This window comes from Sorangium sp. So ce375 (assembly GCF_051473855.1).
GTDB lineage: Bacteria > Myxococcota_A > Polyangia > Polyangiales > Polyangiaceae > Sorangium.
On record NZ_CP150335.1, the window covers coordinates 449,337 to 472,337 of the forward strand.

Annotated in this window: 24 protein-coding genes, 2 tRNA genes and 1 pseudogene; 10 read left to right on the top strand and 17 right to left on the bottom strand. The window is 72.7% G+C overall.

Annotated features, from left to right (window positions below; genetic code table 11):
- The first annotated feature begins 84 nt into the window (after window positions 1-84).
- Both WME90_RS01700 and WME90_RS01705 read left to right on the top strand, forming a co-directional pair.
- On the top strand, window positions 85-879 hold the full coding sequence (locus WME90_RS01700; protein WP_437279295.1) for a hypothetical protein: 795 nt from the start codon (window positions 85-87) through the stop codon (window positions 877-879).
- A gap of 478 nt (window positions 880-1,357) precedes the next feature.
- Window positions 1,358-1,429, top strand: a tRNA-Cys gene (locus tag WME90_RS01705).
- A 443-nt stretch (window positions 1,430-1,872) separates the two neighbouring features.
- Here WME90_RS01705 and WME90_RS01710 read toward each other — a convergent pair.
- Entirely contained in the window at window positions 1,873-2,223 is a 351-nt protein-coding gene (locus WME90_RS01710; RefSeq protein ID WP_437279296.1) for an SET domain-containing protein, read from the bottom strand.
- Between the two features lie 228 nt (window positions 2,224-2,451).
- On the opposite strand from WME90_RS01710, the gene WME90_RS01715 reads away from it, so the two are divergent.
- The 3 genes from WME90_RS01715 (at window position 2,452) to WME90_RS01725 (ending at window position 3,556) form a co-directional block, all read left to right on the top strand.
- A complete protein-coding gene (locus WME90_RS01715; protein ID WP_437279297.1) occupies window positions 2,452-2,595 on the top strand; it encodes a hypothetical protein in 144 nt (47 codons plus the stop codon).
- Between the two features lie 134 nt (window positions 2,596-2,729).
- Window positions 2,730-3,092 (top strand): c-type cytochrome, encoded by a 363-nt coding sequence (locus tag WME90_RS01720; RefSeq protein ID WP_437279298.1) that lies wholly within the window; start codon window positions 2,730-2,732, stop codon window positions 3,090-3,092.
- The gene (locus WME90_RS01725) at window positions 3,089-3,556 is read left to right on the top strand and encodes a hypothetical protein (protein WP_437279299.1); all 468 of its coding nucleotides are present in this window, start codon (window positions 3,089-3,091) and stop codon (window positions 3,554-3,556) included. Before WME90_RS01720 ends, WME90_RS01725 begins: the two co-directional genes overlap by 4 nt.
- A 128-nt stretch (window positions 3,557-3,684) precedes the next feature.
- Here the strand turns inward: WME90_RS01725 and WME90_RS01730 are convergent, their stop codons facing one another.
- From WME90_RS01730 to WME90_RS01740, 3 genes are all read right to left on the bottom strand, one after another.
- Window positions 3,685-7,269: an AAA family ATPase gene (locus tag WME90_RS01730; protein WP_437279300.1), complete on the bottom strand. Its 3,585-nt coding sequence runs from the start codon at window positions 7,267-7,269 to the stop codon at window positions 3,685-3,687.
- Window positions 7,270-8,021: 752 nt separating this feature from the next.
- On the bottom strand, window positions 8,022-11,600 hold the full coding sequence (locus tag WME90_RS01735) for an AAA family ATPase (RefSeq protein WP_437279301.1): 3,579 nt from the start codon (window positions 11,598-11,600) through the stop codon (window positions 8,022-8,024).
- A 54-nt stretch (window positions 11,601-11,654) separates the two neighbouring features.
- Complete coding sequence (locus WME90_RS01740) at window positions 11,655-12,773, bottom strand: cytochrome-c peroxidase (RefSeq protein WP_437279302.1); 1,119 nt, start codon at window positions 12,771-12,773, stop codon at window positions 11,655-11,657.
- A 475-nt stretch (window positions 12,774-13,248) separates the two neighbouring features.
- Between WME90_RS01740 and WME90_RS01745 the strand changes: the two genes are divergently transcribed.
- The 3 genes from WME90_RS01745 (at window position 13,249) to WME90_RS01755 (ending at window position 15,201) form a co-directional block, all read left to right on the top strand.
- The gene (locus WME90_RS01745; RefSeq protein ID WP_437279303.1) at window positions 13,249-14,088 is read left to right on the top strand and encodes an SDR family NAD(P)-dependent oxidoreductase; all 840 of its coding nucleotides are present in this window, start codon (window positions 13,249-13,251) and stop codon (window positions 14,086-14,088) included.
- Between the two features lie 159 nt (window positions 14,089-14,247).
- Window positions 14,248-14,412, top strand: a complete 165-nt coding sequence (rd, locus tag WME90_RS01750) for a rubredoxin (protein ID WP_437279304.1) — start codon at window positions 14,248-14,250, stop codon at window positions 14,410-14,412.
- A 594-nt stretch (window positions 14,413-15,006) separates the two neighbouring features.
- Window positions 15,007-15,201: a hypothetical protein gene (locus tag WME90_RS01755; protein ID WP_437279305.1), complete on the top strand. Its 195-nt coding sequence runs from the start codon at window positions 15,007-15,009 to the stop codon at window positions 15,199-15,201.
- Between the two features lie 4 nt (window positions 15,202-15,205).
- Here WME90_RS01755 and WME90_RS01760 read toward each other — a convergent pair whose 3' ends face one another.
- From WME90_RS01760 to WME90_RS01820, 13 genes and pseudogenes are all read right to left on the bottom strand, one after another.
- A complete protein-coding gene (locus tag WME90_RS01760) occupies window positions 15,206-15,778 on the bottom strand; it encodes a Uma2 family endonuclease (protein WP_437279306.1) in 573 nt (190 codons plus the stop codon).
- Window positions 15,779-15,835: 57 nt separating this feature from the next.
- Entirely contained in the window at window positions 15,836-16,702 is an 867-nt protein-coding gene (locus tag WME90_RS01765) for a Uma2 family endonuclease (RefSeq protein WP_437279307.1), read from the bottom strand.
- Between the two features lie 93 nt (window positions 16,703-16,795).
- Window positions 16,796-16,867, bottom strand: a tRNA-Cys gene (locus WME90_RS01770).
- A 22-nt stretch (window positions 16,868-16,889) separates the two neighbouring features.
- Window positions 16,890-17,138 carry a hypothetical protein gene (locus WME90_RS01775; protein WP_437279308.1) on the bottom strand — a complete coding sequence of 83 codons (249 nt, stop codon included), beginning with the start codon at window positions 17,136-17,138 and terminating at the stop codon, window positions 16,890-16,892.
- Window positions 17,131-17,826, bottom strand: a complete 696-nt coding sequence (locus WME90_RS01780) for an AAA family ATPase (RefSeq protein WP_437279309.1) — start codon at window positions 17,824-17,826, stop codon at window positions 17,131-17,133. The genes WME90_RS01775 and WME90_RS01780 overlap by 8 nt, the downstream gene beginning before the upstream one ends.
- Window positions 17,826-18,950: a tyrosine-type recombinase/integrase gene (locus WME90_RS01785; RefSeq protein WP_437279310.1), complete on the bottom strand. Its 1,125-nt coding sequence runs from the start codon at window positions 18,948-18,950 to the stop codon at window positions 17,826-17,828. The genes WME90_RS01780 and WME90_RS01785 overlap by 1 nt, the downstream gene beginning before the upstream one ends.
- Window positions 18,951-18,975: 25 nt before the next feature.
- A pseudogene (locus tag WME90_RS01790) lies at window positions 18,976-19,230 on the bottom strand (helix-turn-helix domain-containing protein); the annotation flags it as partial.
- Complete coding sequence (locus WME90_RS01795) at window positions 19,140-19,400, bottom strand: hypothetical protein (RefSeq protein ID WP_437283773.1); 261 nt, start codon at window positions 19,398-19,400, stop codon at window positions 19,140-19,142. The pseudogene WME90_RS01790 and the gene WME90_RS01795, both read right to left, overlap by 91 nt.
- Window positions 19,397-19,696 carry a hypothetical protein gene (locus WME90_RS01800; protein WP_437279311.1) on the bottom strand — a complete coding sequence of 100 codons (300 nt, stop codon included), beginning with the start codon at window positions 19,694-19,696 and terminating at the stop codon, window positions 19,397-19,399. The genes WME90_RS01795 and WME90_RS01800 overlap by 4 nt, the downstream gene beginning before the upstream one ends.
- Complete coding sequence (locus WME90_RS01805; protein ID WP_437279312.1) at window positions 19,693-20,079, bottom strand: hypothetical protein; 387 nt, start codon at window positions 20,077-20,079, stop codon at window positions 19,693-19,695. The genes WME90_RS01800 and WME90_RS01805 overlap by 4 nt, the downstream gene beginning before the upstream one ends.
- A 191-nt stretch (window positions 20,080-20,270) precedes the next feature.
- Window positions 20,271-20,510, bottom strand: a complete 240-nt coding sequence (locus WME90_RS01810; protein WP_437279313.1) for a hypothetical protein — start codon at window positions 20,508-20,510, stop codon at window positions 20,271-20,273.
- Window positions 20,511-20,589: 79 nt separating this feature from the next.
- Complete coding sequence (locus tag WME90_RS01815) at window positions 20,590-20,820, bottom strand: hypothetical protein (RefSeq protein ID WP_437279314.1); 231 nt, start codon at window positions 20,818-20,820, stop codon at window positions 20,590-20,592.
- A complete protein-coding gene (locus tag WME90_RS01820; protein ID WP_437279315.1) occupies window positions 20,817-21,395 on the bottom strand; it encodes a hypothetical protein in 579 nt (192 codons plus the stop codon). Before WME90_RS01820 ends, WME90_RS01815 begins: the two co-directional genes overlap by 4 nt.
- Before the next feature lie 654 nt (window positions 21,396-22,049).
- Here WME90_RS01820 and WME90_RS01825 point away from each other — a divergent pair.
- Together WME90_RS01825 and WME90_RS01830 are read left to right on the top strand one after the other, a co-directional pair.
- The gene (locus WME90_RS01825) at window positions 22,050-22,400 is read left to right on the top strand and encodes a helix-turn-helix domain-containing protein (RefSeq protein WP_437279316.1); all 351 of its coding nucleotides are present in this window, start codon (window positions 22,050-22,052) and stop codon (window positions 22,398-22,400) included.
- Window positions 22,397-22,984 (top strand): hypothetical protein, encoded by a 588-nt coding sequence (locus WME90_RS01830; protein WP_437279317.1) that lies wholly within the window; start codon window positions 22,397-22,399, stop codon window positions 22,982-22,984. The genes WME90_RS01825 and WME90_RS01830 overlap by 4 nt, the downstream gene beginning before the upstream one ends.
- The last annotated feature ends 17 nt before the right edge of the window (window positions 22,985-23,001 follow it).

Below are 23,001 nucleotides of genomic sequence, written 5' to 3' on the forward strand. Positions count from 1 at the left end.
GAGCGCGGCGAGGGAGGGGCGCTGTCGGGCCGCGCCCACCTTGCGATGGGCCCCCGGCGCTCCAGGTTCGAGGGAGGGGTCACCATGCGGTTCTTCGAAGCGGTTGGGCGTGTGATCGGGGGGGCGCTGTCTCCTATCGCCTTTGGGGGCAGCTTCATCCGGAGAGCGAGGCTGTTCCATCCCGACGGCGTGGTCTACTGCGCGGCGGTGAATGCGCTCTCGGAGGAGGGCGAGGTCGGCGCGCTGGCGCAGCGGCTGGCGGGGCCGGCGCTCGTGCGGCTCTCGGGCGGGATGTGGCGATGGCGGAACGGCAAGGGCGAGCGCCGTCCGGACGTGCTGGGGGTCGCGCTGCGCTTCCGGGCCAGCGAGGAGGTGACGCCCGTCGCGAGCGCCGGGGATCAGGACCTCATTTTCGTGAGCGCGCGCCAATTGTTGCTGCTCCCGTTCGCGTTGTTCACGACGAAGAGGCACGATTTCCTGGACAACGATTACTACGCGCTGGCGTGGTTCGACGTGGCCGACTTCGGTCGCGCGGAGTTCCGCCTGGTGCCGCTGCGAGCGTCGGCGGTGAAAGGCAACCGCCTGGAGAAGCTGGAGCGCGCAGCTGCGGCGGGGCTCGCGTTGCTGCGCCTCGAGGTGAAGCGAGGGGGGGCGCGCGCGCGGTGGATGCCAGTGGCCGATGTGCAGCTGTTCGAGCCGGTGGACATCGAGCAGCGCGCGCTCCGCTTCAACCCGTTCCAGACGGGGAAGGGGATCGTGCCTCGCGGGTTGATCCAGGCGACGCGGCGGGCGGTCTACATGGCCAGCTACCTCGGGCGAGCCCTGGGGGGACGGGAGAGGGTGCCGCGCGCCCGGAGGACTCGGCGCGGCGGGCGCTAACAGTAAGCGTCAGCGGCGGGGCACGCGGCGGGCTCTCCTGGGGAGGGCCGCGGGCGGGAGGCGGCGGGGCCTCCTCCAAGGGCAGGGGCCGGCGGAGGGGTAGGGGGAGCGCACCGCGCGCGCTGGGGCCCCGCCGAACTCGCGTGGGCCGCTGCGTTCACCTCGCGGGGTGAGGTGAACGCAGCGGCAGAATCGCTCGGACAGTGGCCCGTCCCCAGCGCGCGCGGTGCGCTCCCCCCTACCCCCTCCGCCGGCTCCAGGATCGGGACGGGAGGGAACCGGAACGACGGAACGACGGAACGACCAACGACGGACGAGCAACGACGGACGAGCAACGACGGAACGAGCGCGGCGGAGCGCCCCGGAGGACGATGACGGCGGGACGAGATGGCTCGGCCGCGTGAATGCAGGCGGGAGTATCAAAGGCGTTGACAGCAGGGCAGGGATGAGGCATGACCTCCCGCCGCTTCGAAGAGTCGGTGAGGTAGCCAAGTGGTTAGGCAACGGTTTGCAAAACCGTTATACGCGGGTTCGAATCCCGTCCTCACCTCCGCACAGACGTCACAGCTCGACTCTGCCGGTGGAATGCAATGGTGCGCAGCGTCGCGCCGTGCTGCGCCTGGAACGACGTCGGGGAGTTGTCGCAGCGGCCGGCGACGGTGCTTCGTGCACCGCAATCCTGGGTCCGACAGCTGACCCCTTGAGATGAACTCGGACCGAGCGCCATGCACCTGCGGCGCCGCCGAGCCAGCTCAGGTGGAGCTGTCGGGGGAAGATGCCCTGGCGAGCTGAACGACCGCGGTCCTCACCCAGGTGCATCCTCGGGGTGAGCGCTTCGCTTTAGCGGGTTTGGCGGGGTGCAGATTCGTGGGAAGCGAGCTCGGCCGCCAGGCTGGCGATTGAGGCGTACAAAGCGTGCCACGGCGAGCCGAGCGACGCGGAGGAGCCAATAGCGCACGAAGATGCGCTGCGCTCAGAGCTCCTCGGAAGAGATCACTTCAGAGGGAACCAGACGGACTCGTAGCGGAACGTCACCTCTTCGCCTGGATGGATGTCGCGCACGGCGACGAGCTCCATCTCCCTCGATTCGAGGTGGCGGATGATCTTTGCGTTCGGCTCGGGGGAGTGGTTGTACAGCATCCCGAGCCCGGTCGGGATCGCCACCGCGTCCTCTCCCCAGAGGAAGTAATACGCGTGGAGCGCCGTCTGCTCGAGCAGCTCCCACTGCGGATCCGGGAGCACGATCACCGGCACACGTTCGAGCGTCTCGCCCTTCGCGACGAGGGCGCGCGCGAAGACGCCGAGACCTCTCTCCCCACTTGAACCAATCTTGAGCTTCGTCATGGGCACGGCATCGTCGATCGGGCCGGAGAGGGCACAGCGCCGCCTCTCGGCCCTTCTCCAAGCCTCGCCGCACCCTGCCACGGGCGGATGCGCGGACCAAAAACTTTGCGCTCCAGGGTGGTTGCGCGGGCGGCCATGAGGTCTCCGCGTCGGCGCCCGAGCTTGTGATACCCTATTGTTGCGTGGCTCGGCTCACCGCCGCGGTGGGGTGGTGATTCCGGCGCGCTGATGCATGGCCTCGGACCCGGCCAGGAGGGCGCGGTCGAGGAGGTGTTCCTCGAGGGCACCGAGCCGACCGGCGTCGCGCTGCCGGATCCAGGCGCGCTCGGGCAGGGGATCCTGGACCTGTTCAAGGCGCAGCGACCGCCGTGACGCGAGGCGCGCCTCCTCGGCGCCCCGCGCCGTGGCCCGCCGTGGGCTGGCCGGGCGCGCGGCGCCCTGGTGATCCTTCCGGCACGACGTCGACCCCACGCGGCGCCGTCGCGCGCTATGTTCCGGCCGCCCGCATGAAGTGGTCGCCGTTCCTCGCCGCCCTGCTCCTGCTCGCGCCCGCGTGCACGAGGCCCGACGCCGCCGAGGAGGCGGTCGCGCTCTCGCCGCGGGCCGCGAAGGGCAAGGCCATGTTCTCCACCCACTGCGCGGCGTGCCATGCCCCGGCCGCGAAGCTGGTCGGCCCTCCGCTCAGCGAGATCGCAGGCCTCTACAGGACCGATCCCGACGCGATCGTCCGCTGGGCCGTGAACCCGGGGCGCAAGCGCACCGATCTCCCCCCGATGCCCAGCTTCCGCGGCGTCCGGGAGTCGGATCTCGCCGACGTGGCGCAGTACATCATCGAGGCCGGCACCGCGGCCGGAAAGCAAGGTCCATGATCTATTCGTTCGTCCTCACCGCGCACTCGTGGCTGCGCTGGGTCGTCCTGCTGCTCGGGCTCGTGGCGCTCGCGCGGTCGGTCCGGGGCTGGACCCAGCGAGGGCCGTGGACCGCGACGGATCGCAAGGTCGGCACCGCGTTCGTCGGCTCGCTCGACCTCCAGTTCCTGCTCGGCCTCCTGCTCTACACCGCGCTCAGCCCGCTCAGGCCCACGTCGCTGGCCGCGCTGAAAGCCGCCATGCCGATCGCGGCGCTGCGCTTCTTCGCCGTCGAGCACGTCTTCACCATGATCGTGGCGGTGGCGGTCGCCCACATCGCCTGGGCCCGGGCGAAGCGGGCGCAAGACCCCACCGCGCAGCACCGGCGCACGGCGCTCGGCGTCCTCTTCACGCTGCTCATCGTCCTGGCCGCCATCCCCTGGCCCTTCATGGCCTACGGTCGCCCGCTGCTCCGGCTGCCCTGAGAGGCATTCGGCCCTCGCTTGCGCCTTCCAGGGCGGCCGGGGGCGCGCGCTGGCCCGCGGAGGCGACCGGGGCGCCCCCGGCCGTGTGCCGGGCCAGCGGCGTGCCGCGCTGACCCGGGCCGCGCCGGCTACGCGACGTCCTCCCGGCTCATCCGGAGCAGCCACAGCGGCGCGAGCGCCTGCGCCAGGCTCCGCACCTGCGCCGAGTCGGCATACCCCATCACGTAGTCCTCGATCTCGATCGGCGCCGTCGCGCCCGCGCGGCGCGGCGGGTCGAACCGGACACGCCGCACCACCGGGAGGAGCTCCGCCGGGTTCGGCGGGAGCGCGCGCCCGTGCCGCGCCGCCTCGTCGAACGCCGACTGCCGATCGAGGTGCTCCTGGACCGCGCCCGCCGGCGAGAGGCCCGGCCGGGCCGGCAGGACGCGCACCCGCACCACCTCGGGGCCGCGCGCGAGCGACGTCCAGACGTGCACGCCCGTCTCGAGCTCGAAGAAGTCCAGCACGCACAGGCCCACGACGCTCACGACGAGGAGCTCCGCCCCGCGCCCGGGGGCGGAGAGCATCGCGTCGAGCGCCGCCGCGCCGGAGCCCTTCTCGACCACGCGCCCGTCGGCGTCGGACGCGCGGCCGAGGGGCGCGCACGCCCACCCCTCGACCTCGCCCCCCGCCTCGCCGTACGCGCGCGCCAGCGCCTCGAAGAGCCCCTCCTCGGGCTCGTCCCGCGCGCCGGCGGGCCCGTCGTCGAAGCGCGCCGCGCGGAGCAGCTCGATCAGGACCGCGTGCTGGCCCGGCTCGTCCACCTTGCGGAGCGCGCGCCGGAGCGCGTGGCCCTCCGCGATGCACTCCAGGACCTCCTGCTTCGCCGGCCGGCGCAGCGGGTCCGGCAGCTGGCGCCGGTGGAACAGGCGCACCCGGGAGCGGCTCCACTCGTCCTCCACCGTCACATAGCCGAACCGCCGCACCTCCAGGTCGAGGTGCTGCTGCTCGTCGTCGTCCCCGCTCCGCCGCCGGACGAGCTCGATCCGCTCGCGGAACGCCTGGATCGCGCCGCGCATCGCGTCGAGGTTGTAGACCGCCTCCGCGTGCTCCTGCGCCTCGGGCCCCTCCGCGGCGGTCCGGCCGTGCTCCGCGAGGTGGTAGCGGATCCGCTCGGAGAGGCGCGCTAGGCCGTCGCTCTGCTCGAGCGCGTCGACGAACTCGAGCAGCGGCGAGAGCTCCGCCGTGAGCGCGTCGAGCGGCCTCGCGATGAGCGGCGCGAGCGCCCACGCCGCGGCGGCGGGCTCGGCCTCCGCGAGCGCCTCGCGGTGCAGCGCGAACGGGGGCGGCGAGGGCGACGCGGAGATGCGGATCACCTGCATCGCGGCCGGCGCGCCGCGGGTGAGCGCGTCGCTCAGCAGCGACCCGATCTCGTCCTCGATGAACCGCTTCACCGAGCGGGCGCCGTCCTCGGCCACGAACGCCTCATGCGCGATCCGCTCGGCCACGCCGGCGCCCCGGCGCACGAAGACGCTCCGCTCCGCGAGCCCGCGCCGAAAGAGCAGTCGATCGAGCTCCTTCTCGGCTACCCGCACCGCCACCTCGGGCGTCAGCGGCCGGAACGGCACGACGCGATCGATCCGGTTGAACAGCTCCGGCGGGAAGAAGTCGCGCACGGCCCGCGCCACCTCCTGGGCGGACTCCTCCGCCATCGCGAGCGCCCGCGCCTCGGGCAGCCCCGCGCCGCCGAAGCCGACGAGCGCCCGCGCTCGCGCGCCCAGGTTGGACGTCATCACCACCACGGCGTGGTTGAAGTGCGCGGGCCTCGCCGCCGCGTCCGTGAGCCGCCCGTCCTCGAAGAGCTGGAGCAGGAGGCCGTGCACCGACGGGTGCGCCTTCTCGATCTCGTCGAGCAGCACCAGCGAGAACGGCTGCTCTCGCACCCGCTGCGTCAGGATCCCGTCGGGCGCGTAGCGATCGCCGAGGAGCCGCGCGGGCGCGTCCGGACCGCTCAGCTCGCTCATGTCGAAGCGGAGCAGGCGCGACGCGCTGCCGTAGATGAGCTCCGCCATGCACTTGGCGAGCTCTGTCTTGCCGGTCCCCGTCGGCCCGGTGAAGAGGTAGACGCCGTAGGGGCGCCGCGGATCCACGAGGCCCGCCTTGATGCGCGCGACGAGGTCCGCCGCGGCGCGCACGGCGTCCGGCTGGCCGATGACCCGCCGGCCGAGCTCCTGCTCCAGCGCGCCGGCGTCGAGCGGCTCGTCGCCGCCGAGCAGGAGCCTCGGCACGCCGGTCTTCTGCGACAGCAGCCGCAGCACGTCCTGCGAGCCGATCGGCCGCGGCCCGCCCGGCTCGCGCGGCGCGTGGCCGCGCGACGGCTCCGCGGAGGGCGAGGGCTTCACGCCCGCGCGGACGACCTCGCGCAGGAGGTCGATGGCCTTGCCCGGCAGCGCCTGGGCCGAGAGGAGCGAGCCGCCGAGGTCGAGGATCGTCCGCAGCACGTACGGGCTCACGCGGGCGGCGTGGCGCTGCTCGAGCGCGCGGACCTCCCTCACCATGAGGCGGAACGTCTCGGAGGGCGTCGCCTCCGGCAGGAAGAGCGGCGTGAACAGCGAAGCGAACGACGGGGACTCCTGCTCGAGGAGGCGGAACGCCTCGGGGGAGCACTCGCCGACCATCACGATCTCGCGGCGGGAGAGCGGGCCGCGGAAGAAGTCGGCGAGCGAGCGATCGCTCTCGCGCGACCTGCCGATCCGGCCGAAGTGCTGGAGATCGTCGACCACGAGGATCGCGCCGCGGCTGCGCGCGTCCTCGACGAGCTCGACGCACCGCTTCTCCCAGTCGCCGAGGTGGCTCATCCCGGCGATGAGCCTGCGGCCGCTCACGGCGACGACGTCGCGGACGCGGTCGAGGTTCTTGTGCGCGCCGTACCCGTCGGCCGCGAGGAGATCGAGCACCGCGCGGTGGATCAGGGTCGTCTTGCCGCACCCCGGCGGGCCGACGACGATGACCGGCTGCGCCCTGCCCGCGCCGAGCAGCAGCGCGAGCTGCTCGCGCTGCGGCGATCGCGGCACGCCCGCGTCGAGGTCGCCCTGGGCCGCGCGCTGCGTGAGGCTCACGCCGAGGCTCGGCAGGACCTTGAGGCCCCGGCGCTTCTTCCAGCGGAACGCCGGATCGGCGCCGGTGTCCTCGTCGCCCGGCCGCTCCGGCAGATCGGCGAGGACCGAGCGCGGGGTGCACGAGAACGACAGCGTCGTGATGCGCTCCTTGCCGTGGCTCCAGAGCTCTGCGATCTCGTCGTCGTCGAGCCCGGCCCACGCGACCTGGAACAGCGCGCGGAGCTGCTCGTCGAGCGGGAGCTCCTCGCGGATCGGCGCGGCCTCGCCCTGGCGGGTGGGGTGGTAGGCGAAGACGATGCGCTCGTGCTCCGAGGCCCAGCGAGGCTCGATCACGACGGGGCAGAGCCCGCTCACCTTGCGGCGCTCGGCGAAGCCGGCCCCGGAGAGCGTGAGCTCGAGGCGCACCTTCTCGAGCCGGATGCCGCGGGGGAACTCGAAGCGCGCGAGCTCGGCCGCGCGCGCCTTCTCGAAGACCGGCTTGAGCTCGTCGGTGAGCAGGCGCCGGACGCGCTCGGCGTGCCGCCCCTCCCGCGATCGCGTGCTCGGGCCGAGGCCGAGCGTCACGCACGCGACGTTCGTGGTCCGCCGTTCGAAGAGCGGGATGGTGAAGTGCACGGCGGCGAGTGTACTGGGCCAGGCGGGCTCCAAGAGCTCCAAGAGAGAGCGCGCGCGGTGGCCGCCGCCTGTCGCGCGCCGCTGCGGAGCCGCGCTGCTGTATGTGCGGAGCTGCCTGGTCGACGTCGTCGCGGCTTGCCCGCGGCACTCCGGCGATGGCGGGCGAGGCCGCTGGGGAGAGCTTCAGCCCTGGCAGGAGCCTCGGAAGAGGTTGCTGGGAGAGTTTCAGGTCAGCCGGGAGCCTCGGAAGAGGCTCCCGGGAGAGGTTCAGCTCTGGCCGGAGCCTCGAGCGAGGCTGCCGGGAGAGTTTCAGCACTGGTAGGGGCCTCGGAAGAGGCCGCCGGGAGCGGTTCAGCTCTGGCAGGGGCCTTGGGAGAGGCTGCCGGGAGAGTTTCAGCACTGGCAGGGGCCTCGGAAGAGGCCGCCGGGAGAGGTTCGGCTCTGGCAGGGGCGGCGAGCGAGGCTGCCGGGAGAGCTGCTACGCCAGCTCGCCTACATGGGCGCGCCGCCGTGGCCCGCCGACGTTGGGCGAAGCCGCCGAGGGAGCTGTCCGCCTCATGAAGCTTTCTTCGTAATGCGAACTTTTCGCGGAGGAAGCCTTTTCAGCTTTCCGGGCGCTCTGTGCCTGCCGAGCCTTCGCGGCTTCGGCGCTCTTCTGGATATCATCCTCGGCGTCGTGGCCGTCGTGGTGCCCGGCCGGGACTGTCAAGGCCGAGGGTACACCAGGAACATCGGTCCGTGCTGTGTCCGCGCTAATCCGTCGCTGGCTCGGCGTTGAAGTACTCGCTCCGATCCAGCCCGCTCCCGTCCTCCTCGAACAGGAGCAGGTGCGTCAGCGCGACCTCGTCGAGCCGCTGCCAGTACCACGCCGGATCCATCACAATCCGCGCCCTTCGCCCCGCGATCAGCACCGCTGCCTCGACCTCGTCGAGCTCGCGCGCCGCCGCCCCGCGCCTCCGCGCCGCGGCCGATCCGGCGGGCGGCGGCGCCAGCGACCTGTGCTCCCACTGGTCCTCCGCGATGTCGGCCGCGTGCGCGACGAAGTGAACGAACACGTGCAGCCGGTCATCGCCGGGCGCGTCCCCCGCGTCCCGCTTGCGCACGACCATCCGGTGGAGCCCCCGCTCCAGCGACAGAAGCGCCCCGGCGTCCGCGCCGGTGCAGCGGAGCAGCACGCTCCTGAACCCGCGCTTCGGCTTGTCGAGCGCCTCGAGCACGTCGTCCAGAGAGCGCGGCGGGCCCCACCGCCGGCTCGCCGGCCACGCGCCGTCGCCGGGCCCGGCCCGGTCGCCGTCGATGTGCAGCGTCGCGCCCCACCCGCGCCGCGGGAGCGCCTTGAGGAGCGGCACGAGCCACCGCGCGAACGCCCCCTCGTCGAGCTCCTCCAGGATCAGCGTGATCGCGTCGCGCCGCGACTCGGTCGCGACCAGCGCGCGCGGCAGCACCTTCCGCATGCCCTCCCACGCCGCGCGCGCCTCGCTCGCGAGCCCGCGCACCTCCTCGCCCTCGAGCAGCGCCATCAGCGCGAGCTCCTCGACGCCGTGCATCTCCTCCTGCGCGCGCTCGAGCCGCCCCCAGAGCTCGCTCAGCCGGTGGTGCTCGGCCTGCAGCGCCGCGGTGTCGATCTCCTTCCGGCGGTCGCGCGACGGCCCGCTCGTGAGGCTCAGCTGCGTCAGCAGGAAGTCGATCTGCTCCTTGAGCTGCTCGATCGGCCCGAGGCCCATCCACTGGTCCACCTCGCGCCGCAGATCACCGACCTGCTCGACGCCGAACGCCTGCTGCGCGGCCTTCGCCGCGCGCCGCCGACGCGCCACGAGGCAGAGCGCGGGCGTCTCGGCGTGGGCGATCACCGCGCCGTCCGCAGGCGCCGCCGCTTCCGGCTCGCCCGCCTCGGTCACCCACACCGTGAGGTCCCGCGCGTCGCCCCCGAGCTTCGCGAGGAGCCGCGCGAGCGGCGCCGCGAGGTGCTCCTCGACGTGGCGCCGCAGCGCCCGCGCCCCGTACGCCGGCGCGTGGCCGTCCTCGGCGAGCCGCGCGAGCGCCCGCTCCGACACCTCGAGCGCGACGCCCGCCTCGGACAGCCCGCGGCGCTGGGCGAGGCGCTGCGTCGTGAGGCGCGCGACCTCGGCGAGCTCCGCGCGGGTCAGCGCCCGGAACGGCACCACGCGATCGATGCGGTTCACGAACTCCTGCCGGAACGCGCCCGCGACCACGCGCTGGTAGTGCGCCTCGTCCAGCGCGGCCTGCTCCCCCGGGGCCGCCGCGCCCTGCTCTCCGGCGAACCCCGCCCGCGCGCGCCGCTCCGCCGCGCCGAGGTTCGACGTCATGATCACGATCGCGTTGTGGAAGTACGCCGTCCTGCCGCGCGCGTCGGACAGGCGCCCCTCGCCGAGCACCTGGAGCAAGAGATCGAAGACGGCCCGGTGGGCCTTCTCGATCTCATCGAGCAGGAGCACGCAGAACGGCTGCTCGCGCACGCGCCGCGTGAGCAGCCCGCCCGCGCCGTCGGTCCCGCGGATCAGGCGATCGGCCGCGTCCTCGCTCGAGAACTCGCTCATGTCGAACCGCGAGAGCCGATCGGGTGAGCCGAAGAGCAGCCCGGCGAGCGCGCGGGCCAGCTCGGTCTTGCCGACGCCCGTCGGCCCCACGAAGAGGAACGCCGCGAGCGGCTTGTCCGGCGGCGAGAGCCCCGCCTTCACCACGGCGATCGTCTCGGCGAGCGCGCGCACCGCGCGCTCCTGCCCGACGACGCTCGCGCCGAGGTCGCGCGCCACGCGATCGACCCGCAACGGCAGATCGTCGCGCAGCAGGAACGCCGGCATCCCGGTGCGCATCGAGAACAGCTCGTAGAGATCGCTCCGCCCGAGCGTGACCGGCTCCCCCTGCGCGGTCCGCTCCCGCTCGTGCACGGTGCGCAGGTCCTCGTAGAGGCGGACCGCCTTGCCCGGGAACGCGCTGTAGGGCAGGTAGCGCTCCGCGAGATCGACGAGCGCCGTCAGCGCGTCGCCCGCGACCCCGGGGCGGTGCGGCTCGACGCGGCCGTCGCGCTCGGCGCGCACGGCGAGCGTCTTCCGGGTGTCTGCGGCCGAGAGCGGATCGATCCGCACGCGGCTCAGGCCCGCGAAGAAGGCCCAGTGCCGCCCCTCGAGCGCGTCGAGCCGGTCGTCCCGGAGCTCGCACAGCACGCGCACTCGCCCCTCGTCGAGGTAGGGCCGCATCGCGCCGGCCAGGTCCACGTGCCCCCCGTCGACGCGCTCGGCCAGGAGGTCGTCGAGGTTCTCGAAATAGAGCACCGCGTCGAGCGCTGCGGCGGCCTCCATCACGTTGTGGATGCGCTCCTGCCACTGCCCGAGCCCGCTCATGCCCGCGATGAGCTGCGCGCCCGACGTCGCGTAGACGAGCCGCGTCTGGCGGGCGACGTACGCCAGGACGAGCGCCGTCTTCCCGGCGTGCTCCGGGCCGACGAGCAGCACGCCGAGGCGCTCGTCGCCGTCGAGCAGCGCGGCGAGGCGCGCGAGCTCCGCGTCGCGGCAGGCGAGCGGCGGCGTAGCGAGCGGGGTCCGCTGCGCCGCCACGTGGAGCGGCGTCGCGACCGCGACGAGCGTCTCCACGGCCTTCTTCCGCCGCGCGCGCTCCGCGGCCGAGGCGCCGCGCGGCCCGTGCCCGCCCGCGCGATCGGAATAGCGCTCGGAATCGGGCAGCGGCGCGTGGAGCACCTCCAGGCGGTGCGCGCTCCCGGGCAGGAGCCCGAGGTGCTCCCACGTCGACAGGACCTGCGACGCGAGCAGCCGGCGCACCTCGTGCCGGATCGCCGGCTCGATCGGCTCGCCCGCCTCCACGTAGAACGCGTGGCCGAGGCTCGGCACGAGCACCCACGCGTCGCTCTCGCCGCGCTCCGCCGCCGCCGCCTCGTCCTGCCCGCGCGCGGTCTGTTCGACGACGGCGGGCACGACGACGCAGGGAAAGCTCACCGGCACCTCGCGCCGCAGCTTGCGCGGCAGATCGTCGCGCGGGACAGGGACGTCCACGGAGAGGAGCCCTGTCCCCTGAGGGAACGAGAGCCGGGAGATCGCCTCGGGCCGGGCGCGCGCGGCGTGCTCGCGCAGGAAGAGCTGCTGCTCGACGAGGACGTCCTCGTCGCGGCCGAAGCTCGCGACGTCCGGCGCCGCGACGGGGAAGGCGAGGCACGCGCCGTCGAAGCGCTCGCGCACGAAGACGAGCGCCCGCGCGGTGGGCCCCTCGCTGGCCTCGCGCGTCTCCTCGGCGGAGGCGCCCGCTCCGTCGTCTGGAGCGGGCCCGGAATGTCCGTCGTCGCCTGCGCTCGTGCTCATCCGGGAGGGCGGAGCAGAGCCGATCCGCCCTGCCGGCGCAATCGGATGATCAGCTCACGTGGGGTCGGCCTTGGGCGTGGTCGGCCCGCTCGGCGGCAGCTCGGGCTGCTTGATGTAGTCCGTCGGGAGATCGCCGGTGAGCGACTTGAGGAAGGCGACGATCGCCTTCACCTCCTCGGGCTTGGCCTCCACGCCGAGCTGGTGCCACGCCATCTTGGTCACGGTCTCGTCGAGCGACGCGAGCGAGCCGTCGTGGAAGTACGGGAAGGTCTTCTCGACGTTCCTGAGGCTCGGGACGCGGAAGAAGAACTTGTCCTTGTCGTCCTTCGTGGCATCGAAGCGCCCGTTGTCCTTGAGGCCGGGGTACTCCTTCACGAGGCCGAGCTTCTGGTACGACGAGCCGCCGACGGCGACGCCCGTGTGGCAGGTCGGGCACCCGAGCGAGATGAACTTGTGGAACCCGGCCTTCTCCTCGGCGGTGAGCGCCTTGTCGTCGCCGGCCAGGTACTTGTCGAAGCGAGACGGCGTGACCAGGCCGCGCTCGAACGCGCCGATCGCCTTGGCCATGTTGTCGTAGGTGATCGGCTCCTTGTCGTCGGGGAAGGCCGCCTTGAAGAGCTTCACGTACTCGGGGATCGACTTGAGCGTCGTGATGACCCGCTTCTCGTCCGGCATGGCCATCTCGACGGGGTTCAGGATAGGCCCTTTGGCCTGGTCCTCGAGCGTGGCCGCGCGGCCGTCCCAGAACTGGGCGACGTGGAAACCCGCGTTGTACGCGGAGGGCGAGTTACGGCCGCCGAGCTGGCCCTTGTGCCCGGAGGAGAACTGCTTGTTGTCCACGCCGTAGGTCGAGAGGCCATGACACGAGTTGCAGGAGATCTCTTGGTTCTTCGAGAGGCGCGTCTCGTACCACAGCATCCTTCCCAGGGTCACCTTGTCATCGGTGATCGGGTTCTTGTCGCTCTCGAATTTGGCGGGCAGCACCTTGAAAGCCTTGACGTCCTTCTGATCGAAGACGAGCGGCTTCACTTCCCCCGTCGCTGCGGCGGTCGCGGCGGGCTTCGCCGTGTTCGAGGCCGGGGGGGCCTTGTGCTCGTACTCCGCGGAACGCTCGCAGGCGCCCAGCCCGGCGGCGATGAAGAGCACACTGATGAGAGATGTGGGCCAACGCATGAGGTCTCCTGGCTCGTGAGGATGCGTCCACGGTATGAGAGAGCCGCCGTGGACGTCAACGCGCGCATCGGCCGCGCCGCCGCCGTACCCGCCGGCGGAGGTGCGCTGCGGGCGACGGGCGCGAGGGCGCCTCCCGGGTGATGCGTGTTACCGGCCGGTTGCGACTCGCGGTCTCGAAGGTAGCGCGATGGACGTCGAGGTGCCTCCTGAACGCCTATCTCCTCCGAGGTGCGCTTCTCCTCTTCGCCCGCCTCTCCAAGGTGCTGCGCCGCGCGCTCGCACGGCGTTCGGGGCGCGGCGGGCGGGCTGGGGGACGGCGGAAGCGTGGAACCGCGGAAGCGTGCGGGCGTGGAAGCGTGCGAGCGCGGAAGCGTGCGAACGCGGGAGTGTGCACGCGCGGAAGCGCGCCGAACGAGGGGCTGGCCGGCGAGGGGCCCCTTGCGCTCCCGGGGGCCGCGGGGCAACGCTTTCGGCCGTGCAATCGCCGATCGACAGCGGGGTCGTGCTCATCACCGGCGCGTCGTCGGGCATCGGCCGCGCGCTGGCGCGCGAGGTCGCGCAGCGCGCCCGGGCGCTCGTCCTTGTCGCGCGGCGCAAGGACCGCCTGGAGGCGCTGCGCGCGGAGCTCGCCGCGGCGCGCCCGGCGCTCGCCGTGCTCGTCTTCGGTTGCGACGTCACCGATCGGGCGGCGGTCGACGCGATGCTTCACGCCGTCGCGGCCGAGGTCGGGGGGGTCGACGTCCTCGTCAACAACGCCGGCTTCGGCGACATCGGTCTGTTCGACCTCTCCGCATGGTCGCGCACCGAGCAGATGATCGCGCTCAACGTGACGAGCCTCGCGTACCTCACCCACCAGCTCGTCGGCCCGATGGTGTCGCGCGGGCGCGGCGCGATCGCGAACGTGAGCTCCGGCTTCGGCCTCACGTTCGGGCCCGGCATGGCCTCGTACGTCGGCACGAAGCATTTCGTCACGAGCTTTACCGAAGCCCTCCGCCTCGACCTCGCCGGCACCGGCGTGCGCGTGACGCAGGTCTGCCCCGGGCCGGTGCGGACCGAGTTCAACGAGGTGGCCGGCAACTTCACGGGCCTCGAGCCGCCCGCGCTCCTGTCGATCCCCCCGGAGCGCTGCGCGCGCGCGCTGGTCCGCGCGGTGGACCGCGGCCGCGCGCTCGTGGTGCCCGGGGTGGTGGCGTGGCTCGTCATCCACCTCGGCGTCGTCTGCCCGCGATGGCTGCTCCGGCTCGCCTACTGGCCGATCGCGCGCGTGCTGCGGAAGAAGCAGCTCGCGGTGCGCGGCGCCCCCGCGCCCCCGTGAGGCGCGCGCTGGCGCCCGTTGTGACGGCGGGTGGCGCGCCGAGGCGCCGCCCTGGCCGCTGCGTTGCGGGCGCGGCGGACCGGCAGGTTCACAAGCGGCCGTGTCCGCCCTCGTGGTAGCGTCTTGCGCGGCCCGTCGAGCCCCTGAGGAGAACCACGGATGAAGAAATATCGGTGTCTGGTCTGCGGATTCATCTACGACCCGGCGGTCGGTGACCCCGATACCGGCGTCCCGCCGGGGACCGCGTTTGAAGACCTGCCCGACACCTGGATGTGCCCGGAATGCGGCGCGACAAAGGCCGATTTCGAGCCGACGGACGAGTGAGCGATCACGCCGGATCGACCTGACCCGCGCTGCGGCTGAGCGCCAGCCGCAGCGGCGCGCGCGCTCAGCGCAGCGAGCACGTGGGGCGACGCCAAGGAGCGCCCAGCGCCCCGCGTCACGCGCTCAGCGCTGCATTGCACGTGCGCCCTCAGCGCAGCGCGCTGCCTCCGCGCGGAGAGGAGCGACCTCGGCGAGCGCCGCCTGGCGTGAGCTCACCGTGTGACCACATGAGCTCGCACGCTCTCTACGGACCGTGCGGACCGCTTCTCGTGCGGTCCACGCGCCGCGACGGCGCGGAGGAGGAAGAAGAATTGCTAAGAAAGAGAATTGAACTGCTTCGAGGGTGGACCTGACAGGGATCGAACCTGCGACCTCTAGAGTGCGATTATACTGGCCACCGGGACACGGCCAGATTTCGCGGACATTTTCGGCCGTAGGAGCCCCCAGGAGCCAAATCGGGCTTTCGGAGCCTGGCCAAATCCTGGCCAGGCCGGGTCGCGCTTCGACCCTCCTCGGGGCGAGCAGGCGGTCGGCGCGCGGCCCTGGTTGCGCGCCGCGTCGGCCGCGCCGAGGCCGGCCTGCTAGCCTGCGCACATGGCTCCACCCGTCCCCGGCTCCGTTACCGATCTGCTCGGCCGCTTGGTGCCGCCGAGCGCGCTCGAGGCCGCTCGCTCTGCCGGCCTCGATCTCGCCGATCCCGTGGTCGCGGAGGCCTTCGCCGACGGCGTCAGGTTCGCCGGCGAGCTCCTGGCGGAGGACGACGCGCGCGGCGTCGAGAGCGCCGCGTGAGCTGCTACTCCCAGAGCGGAGCGAGGTCGAGCTCGACGGCCTCGAACGGCTCGATGCGCAGGCGCGCCGCTTCCCGGTGCGTCCCAACCAGAGCCCAGGCACCGCTCGGGAGCAGCGAGTACGCCTCGAGCGTCCGCTGGCGAGGGTCGACGAGCCACGCGTTCCGTACGCCTTCGCGCGCGTAGACGGGCATCTTCAGCTCGCGCTTCAGCTCCTCGGTCGACTCGGTCAAGACGTCGCAGACCCAGTCCGGCGCCAGCTCGACGTAGGCCGTCTCGGGGAGCTCGGGCATGCGCTCGCGGCGCCAGCCCACGAGGTCCGGCACGAGCACGTCCGAGTCTTCCGGCGAGATCGGGTCGGGAAAGTGCAGCTCGGGCCCGTTCAGAATCCACCAGCCCCCGGGTCGATCCAACGGGCCGAGCTCGACGAGAAGAGCTCCCCTCGCATTGGCGTGCCGCGGCGCGCCGCGAGAGGTCACGTGCAGCTCGCCGCCGATGAGCTCCGCCAGCTTGTGCGGCGGCACCGCTTCGAGGTCGGCGTACGTCGCGCGGCGGCGCTTCTCGGCGGGATGGACCAAGCCCTCAGCTCCTGCGGTCGGCGCCGGCCACGCCGGCGGGCGCACGTCGGGTCGGCATCATCCGCTCGCTTCCGTGTCGTTCATGGGCCCGCTGAGGTCAACCGCCTCGACGGCACTCGTCGCGATGATGGCGCGCCGGAGCCACCGCTCGAGCTGCGCGAGCTGGCTGCAGCGGTGAATCTCCGCGTGCACGACGTCAGGGATCTCGAGACCACGCGCCTCGAGCAGCGTGAGGACCGCCCTGCGCGCTTGCGCCAGCTGCACGTCGGTCAGCGCCTGCTTGACCGGCGCTGGCGCCTTAAGCAGCACCGCCTCGGCGACGGCGTCGTCGGCGCTCGCGGCGTCGAGCAGCGCGCGGACGGGCAGCGGCCGCACGAGGCAGCGGTCCTCGATGGTGGCGTCGTCCGGCAACCGCACCCAGTCGTTCTTCGCGCGCGTCCACTCGAACATGCCCGACTGCTTGAGGACCAGGCAGAAGACGCGGCGCACGCCGCGCCGGACGAGCTCGCGAGCCTTGGTCGTGGGCACGCTCATGGCTTGTTCGCTCGCGACCTCGAACGCGATCTCCTCGATGCGCCGCCCGCCGGTCTCGGGGTCAGGATCCGTCGGAAAGATGCTCGTGTCGGGAGCGAAGTCCGACTCGGCCGACGTGCGCGTGAGCATGTCGACCGCCGCCGTATAGCCCGGCGCCACGTAGGCGCGGACCACGTGAGCAAGGTCACAGTGGCGGGTCGCGTGCGGCGCGTCGGCGGGCGCCGCGATGAGCTTCTGGCCGCCCAGGTACTCGACGCGCGACTCGGGCGGAGCCAGACGCTCGTCGACGCGCGGCTCGCGGTACGCTCGCTGCGCTGGGAAGGCGGCCGCGCCGCCGCCGGTGGCGTGGGGAGGGCAGGCCAGGCTCATCGGCGGGCGGCGCGGATCCATGAGGTCAAGCGTAGCCGATGGTCCAAATGGTACAAATGTACCAAATGGACCATTTGGTACATGGCGGCTGACCCGAGCCGCCCGGGTCGCTGCTGGTGGCCCCACCAGGATTCGAACCTGGATCTCCCGGCTGTTCCGGAGCTCTATCCGTTGAGCTACGAGGCCGTCACGTCCGAGCTGGCGCGGCTTACCCATTCGCATCGGTGCCCTCGTCGGCCGGGTCGACCGCGACCCCGGCTTCCCGCGCCCAGCCGAGGATCATGCGGCGCATGCTCACGCCCTGCTCGGCGGCCGCGCGCCTGAACGCGGCCCGCGTCTGCGTCGTCACCATGATCTTCAGCGGCACCTCTTCCCCCTCGCCGAGGAACTGCCGCGCCGTCGCGGCGGCGGCCGCGCGCGCGTCGCTCGGCCTCGTGGGCCTCAGCGGCTCACCCATCGGTCGCCTCCCTCCGCCCCGCGAGCGCGCGCCACACCGCCAGGAGCTCGGCCGCGGCCGGGCCGCCCGGCGCGGTCGTGAGCACCGACTCGCCCGCGAGCGCGGCGTCGCTGAACGCGACGCGCGCGCCGATGCTCGGCGCGAGCTCGCCAACCGATCGCAGCGCGTCGAGGGCGGCGCGCCCGCCGCGCGTGCGCTCGTTCACCGCGTTCATCACGAAGAGCCGCCGCGCCCGCGGGCGCTGCATCTCGTCGCGCACCAGGTCGGCGGAGTCGAGGAGCGCCAGCGTATCGGCCGCGGCCCACCAGTCGAAGGCCCCAGGGCGCAGCGGTACGAGCACGACGTCCGCGGCGAGCGCCGCGGAGCGCGTGACGTCGCCGAGCCGCGGCGGACCGTCCAGCACGGCGACGTCGTAGCCCGCGGTGAGCTCGCGAAACCGGGGCAGGTTGAGCGCCCGGTCCGCCTTCGCGCACGCCAGGCCGTCGAGCCTGCTCGACGCCTCACGCGTGGCGCTCCAGTCGAGCGCGGACCCCTGCGCGTCGAGGTCGAGCAGCAGCGTCCGGCGCCCCTCCAGGTGCGCCGCGGCCGCGAGGTTCACGGCGAGCGTCGTCTTGCCGACGCCCCCCTTCTGGTTGACCACCGCGAGCGTGAGCCTCGGCATCCTGGCTCCCTTCGGCACGTTCTCCATCAGCTCCACCTCCGCCGCGCCTCGGCGGCTGCAGCCCCCACGCTCGGCACGAGCGAGACGGCGCCGCGCGCCCGCTCGAGGTGCTCCGGGAGCAGGTGCGCGTAGAGCTTCGAGGTCCTCGTCTCGCTGTGCCCTAGCAGCTGCGACAGCAGGTACATGTCGGGCAGCGCCTTGAGGAAGTGCGCCGCGAACGTGTGCCGCGCCGTGTGCGGCCCTCCCCGCAGGCCCTTCGCTCCGCAGAGGCAGGCTCGCTGGTGGTCGGTCCAGACGGGGCACTCGCGGTCGTGTCCGGCAGCTTTCCTCGCGCGGTCGAACTGGAGCTTCGGCCAGCAGCTCCACCTCTCGCCGGTGCTGCACGGGAACACCCATCGCGATGAGCGCCGCTCGCGGCGCAGCCACGGCAGCAGCGCGTCGCCGATGGGCACCTCCCGCGGCTCGTTGTCCTTCGGCTGCCACTCCGCGTTCGGCCAGATCCGGATGTGGCCGCGCTCGACGTCGACCTGCTCCCACGTCAGGGCGAGGGCTTCCCCCTTCCGGCAGCCGGTGTTCACCAAGAAGACCACGACCGGCAGCAGCTCGGGCGACAGCTCCTCGAGGGCCTCGTAGAGCGCGCTGATCTGCCCCTCGGTCCAGTAGGTCACGCGCCCCCGGCCACGGACGGGCAGCGGCTGGATGTTGAACCGGGAGATCGGCACCGGGATCTCTCGCGCGTACGTGCAGACGGCCTGGAGCACGGCGAGCTCGTTGTTGATCGTGCGCGGGCCCCGACCGTCCGCGAGCCGCCGCCGCTTGTACGCCTCGACGCTCTCGGTCGTCATCGCGGTGAGCCGCAGCTCGCCGAAGTGCTCGATGAGCGTCGCGAGCTGGTAGGCGCGCACCTTCCAGGTCGAGGGTCGGAGGTGCATCTCAGCGTGAGGGCGGTAGCGGACCAAGCAGAAGTCGCAGAACTTTGGAGCGGCCCTGACCTCCGCGGGTTCGCCCGCCTCGATGGCGACGCGCTGCCTCGCCTCGAACGCCTCCGCCTCCGCCTTCGGCCCCTTGACGATCCACTCCTTCTGCCGTCCCCGAATCGAGATCACCACGCGCCACGTCCCGCGGCGCCCGGTCTTTGGATAGACGGGCACTTCCACCTCCTCTCTGGCCGGCGAAGAGGGCCACGATACCCCACTCCGGGATCCTCCACCGCTGGCCGACCCGCGTCGCGCCCGGGATGGCCTCGCGCTCGCAGAGGCGACAAACCGTCTTCGCCGACACGCGCAGGATCGCAGCCGCCTCGGCGGGCGTCAGGATCCTCGGGGTCGCGGCCGGGGCGCTCACCGGACCTCCACCGAGAGCGAGAGCGCGAGCGTGAGCGCGAGCGCCAACAGCGCGTCGTCGCAGGCCCTCTCCCTCGTCCGCGCGCACGCCGCGGCGTCGGCGCAATCCTCCCCCGCAGTGGCCTCGCACACGTCGCAGGGCTCCGCAGGGCCATCGACGTCGGCGTGGTGCCGCCCCGAGTGCCCGGCGGGCAGCTGGCAGCGCAGCCCGCGAGGCCCCAGTTTCGCGCAGGCCTCCACCGTGACGTCGCAGCTCATCGCGCGAGCTCCGGCGCCACGGCCGACGGCGGCCGCGCCGTCGGACCCACCAACCACTGGACGAGCGCCGCGGCCCCCTGGAGCCCCTGCTCCAGCGCCATGTACGCAGCCGCCGGCAGCGGCACCTCGCCAGAGATCCCGACGATGTGCCGGCCGTTGAAGCGCCCGGTGTCGACCACTTCGCCGCGGCGCTCGAGGTGCAGCACGCCGTCCGCGGTCATCCCGGCGGAGTAGCCCTCGCCCTCGACCTGCACGTAGACGCGCACGATCGCCTGGTCCACGAGCACCTCGGTCACCACGACCAGCCCCCCCGGTTCGGGTTGCTGAGCGCCGGCACCGGACCCACGAGCCGCCACGGCTTGTCGGGGTCTCGCGTTACCGGCGTCGCGACGAACGCCGCCCCGTCGAACGCGGTCAAAAACTCTCTCTTGTCCGGGCCGTTGTAGATCAACCGCCCCGACACGGGGAACTCCACCACGTACAGGTTGGTGCCGATCTCCTTGCACGCGACGCCGCGCGAGCGCAGCGGCGTCGGATCCTCGACGTAGTAGACCCCGTAGTGGCCTGAGGGCACCTCGCGAAAGGCCTCGCGGAGCCCGCGCCACCGCGGCACGAGCCTCACACCCAACCAGCCCACGAGCACGCACGCCAACACCCCAAGTACGGCTAGCTCGAACATATGGACCTCCGTTGTCGACCTCGCGCGCGGTAGGCCCTGCGCCACCCGCGCATCCGGAACACGCGCGCTTCAGCGCGCAGCCGCTCTGACGCCCTCAGCCGCCGCCGCACGAGCCACCTCACGACGTCGTAGGTGACGAGCGCAGCGAGCACAGCGAGCAGCACCCCCTCCACAACCCCCTCCTCTCGCGCCTACGAGGGCTTTCCGCTCCCCGATCCGCTTCCGCGTGGGAGCGGCACCGTGACGAGCTCCGCGCCGGTGCGAAGCGCGAGCAGCTGGATCGCCATGCCAAGCAGCCGGCACCGCGGGACGCCGATCTGGAGGGCGATGTCGATCGCGACGTTCACCGTCGCGAGCGCCGCGGTCATGGCGGCGTCCTCGTTCCGCGCGATGCCCCTCGCGTTCAGGAAGTCCGTTACGGCGTCTGCCACCGCGCGCGCCCGTTCGTCGGGCCATCCGGCGTCCGGCGGCTTCCCGACGGCGCTTCCACCCGTGCCGCCTGCTCGACCCTCACCCAGCATGTTCGGTCTCCTCCCGCCGGCCCTGCCGGCGCTCCTCGCGCTCCAGCCCTTCGCGCGCCTGCGCGAGCTCCGCTGGTGAGAGCTCGCCGTTCCACAGGGCGCAGGCGTCGCAGTCGAGGTACCGCAGCGCCCCGTCCGGCAGCTGCACCACGGCGATGCGGCGCGCGCCCCCGTCGCGCTCGACGTCCATCGGGAAGACCACGACCGGCGGGAGGGTCATGGCGCCCCCGTCGAGGGCGCGGTCGCGCTGGCCCCTGAGCCGCCGCAGTCCCGGCAGCGCCCCGCGACGCAGCCGCAGATCGCCTGGCCCGGGGCGGCGCCGACTACCTCGGCGCTGCCGGGAACGCGGCGGCCAGCGAAGATGAACGCATCCCAGCCGCACCGCAGGCACACCCCTGAGCCGCGGCATCCCTCGCACGCCGCCGGCGGCGGCACCGCGTCGCGCTCGGCGCGCAGGTCCGTCAACAGCTGCTCCGACGCACGCAGCTCGGCCCCGACCCGCTCCAGCTCCTCGACGAGGCGCTGGCGTTCCTGCTCCTCGCGCTCGATCCGCTGGTCCAGCGTCAGCGGCTGCGCGGCGTCCTCGACGTCTGCAGGAGCTGCGCGCCAGCCAACACCGTCGCAAACGGCACAATCGCCGCCGTTGCACGCGACGCAGAGCCCTCCACCCCGCCGGCGGCCCATGCCACTGCAGTTGCTGCACCGGCCGGACCCCGCGCACGCGCTGCAGCGCTCTTCAGCAGCTGCCGGGTAGCTCGGAGGGGCCGGATCCGTGGGGCGGTCGTCAGCATCCACGCCTGCATGGTGTTACGATTCTGTATCGTTGTCAAGTTGTAACGCTTAGTTCAAGGCATCCCTGAACGCTCGTAGCGTCCTTTTCTTAAGTCCTACGCCTGATGACGGTGGATGACGGCGTCTCGGTCGCCCCTCGCTGCGACCTCATCTCCGCCTCGCGGAGCCGCATCCGGTCGATCCACCACAGGACCGGGGGGTCTGCCTCCAGGGCGAAGGCCTCCTCGACGACGCTCTGCACGGCCGCCTCTCCCACGCCTCCTTGGCGCGCGATAGCAGCGGCCGTCGCGCGGTTCGGGTACCGGTCTGCGGGCGAGCCCGGCAGGGATGGCTCTTCCGGTTGGCCGAGACCAAAGGCGAGCCATTGGGGTGAGACGCTAGCGGCGATGGCGAGCCGTAGGAGCGTCTCCGGAGCGCCCGCGTAGCGCTCCGTCCGCCGGCTCAGCCGAGAGACTGGCCCACCGGTCAGGCCGGACTTCTCGCCGAACTGGTTGATCCCCCACCCACGCAAGCTGGCCGCGTGGAGCACTCGCTCGCCGAGTGAGGATGTCGTCCAGTCGCGCACACCGCTCACCGCGGCAAGGTGCATGGCTCGCCGCCGCCCGTCATCTGTTACGATTTGACATCGCCTCTCGGCGGGTGTTACAACATGACAACATGGATCGTCCTCTCACCCAGGCCGGCGAGTACGTGGACCGCTGGCTTGCCAAGAAGGGCAAGCGGCGGACATGGCTCGCGAAGGAGCTAGGGGTCGACCGGGTGGTGCTCTGGCGCTGGTTGGTCGGCGAAACGACGCCGCACATCGACCACGCTGCTGCGCTCGAGGCGCTCACCGGGCTGCCGGCGCGCTCCTGGGCGACGAACGAACAGCTGCGAGAGAGGCGGATGCCAGGTGCGGCGAGCGATGTAGGGCAAGCCAAGCGCCTCGCTCCGACCGCTGAGCAGCCGAATCGGCGTGACAAGAAGCCTCCCGCGATCCCGACCCCCTCGCGGAGAGCGGCGCGGTGAGCCGCCCGACGAAGCGGCGCGCCGGCGCGGATCCGACCCAGCGGCCGCCCGTGCCCTGGAGGCCGCAGACGCTGTCCGCTCTGCGAATCGTGCGTCGGTGGGTCGCGAACGAGGCCAACGACCTGCGTACGGCCCTCGACGAGTTCCGCGAGCTCGAGGCGAGCGGGGCGCCGGGGGCCGCGCGCAACCGTGAGCTCCTCGAGGAGCTCTACGAGTACGTGAGCGCGCAGCGAGAGACCTTCGACGCGCTCATCGCGCCGCAGACCGCCGAGCCCAGCCCCGTAGAGGTCGGGGACGACGAAGGCTTCCGCGAGCAGATGACGCTCGATCGCGCCCTCGACGTCATGTGGGACGTGAAGCGGCGACATTGCCGCGGCGTGTACCGCCGCGAGCTCGCCACCGCTGTCGCGGAGGATTCACCCGGGGCCACCGCCGGCCAGCCCGCGCCGGCGACCCGCGGGCGGGAGGGGGAGAGCCGGCAGGCCTGTGAGCCGGCGGGTCCTGCGCGCGGGTCGCGCCGGGCCAAGGCCGCCGTTGCCGGCGAGCGCGGGCAGGCCCCGCGAGCTCGCAGGAGGGCTCGATGACGAGCAGCAGGCGGCGC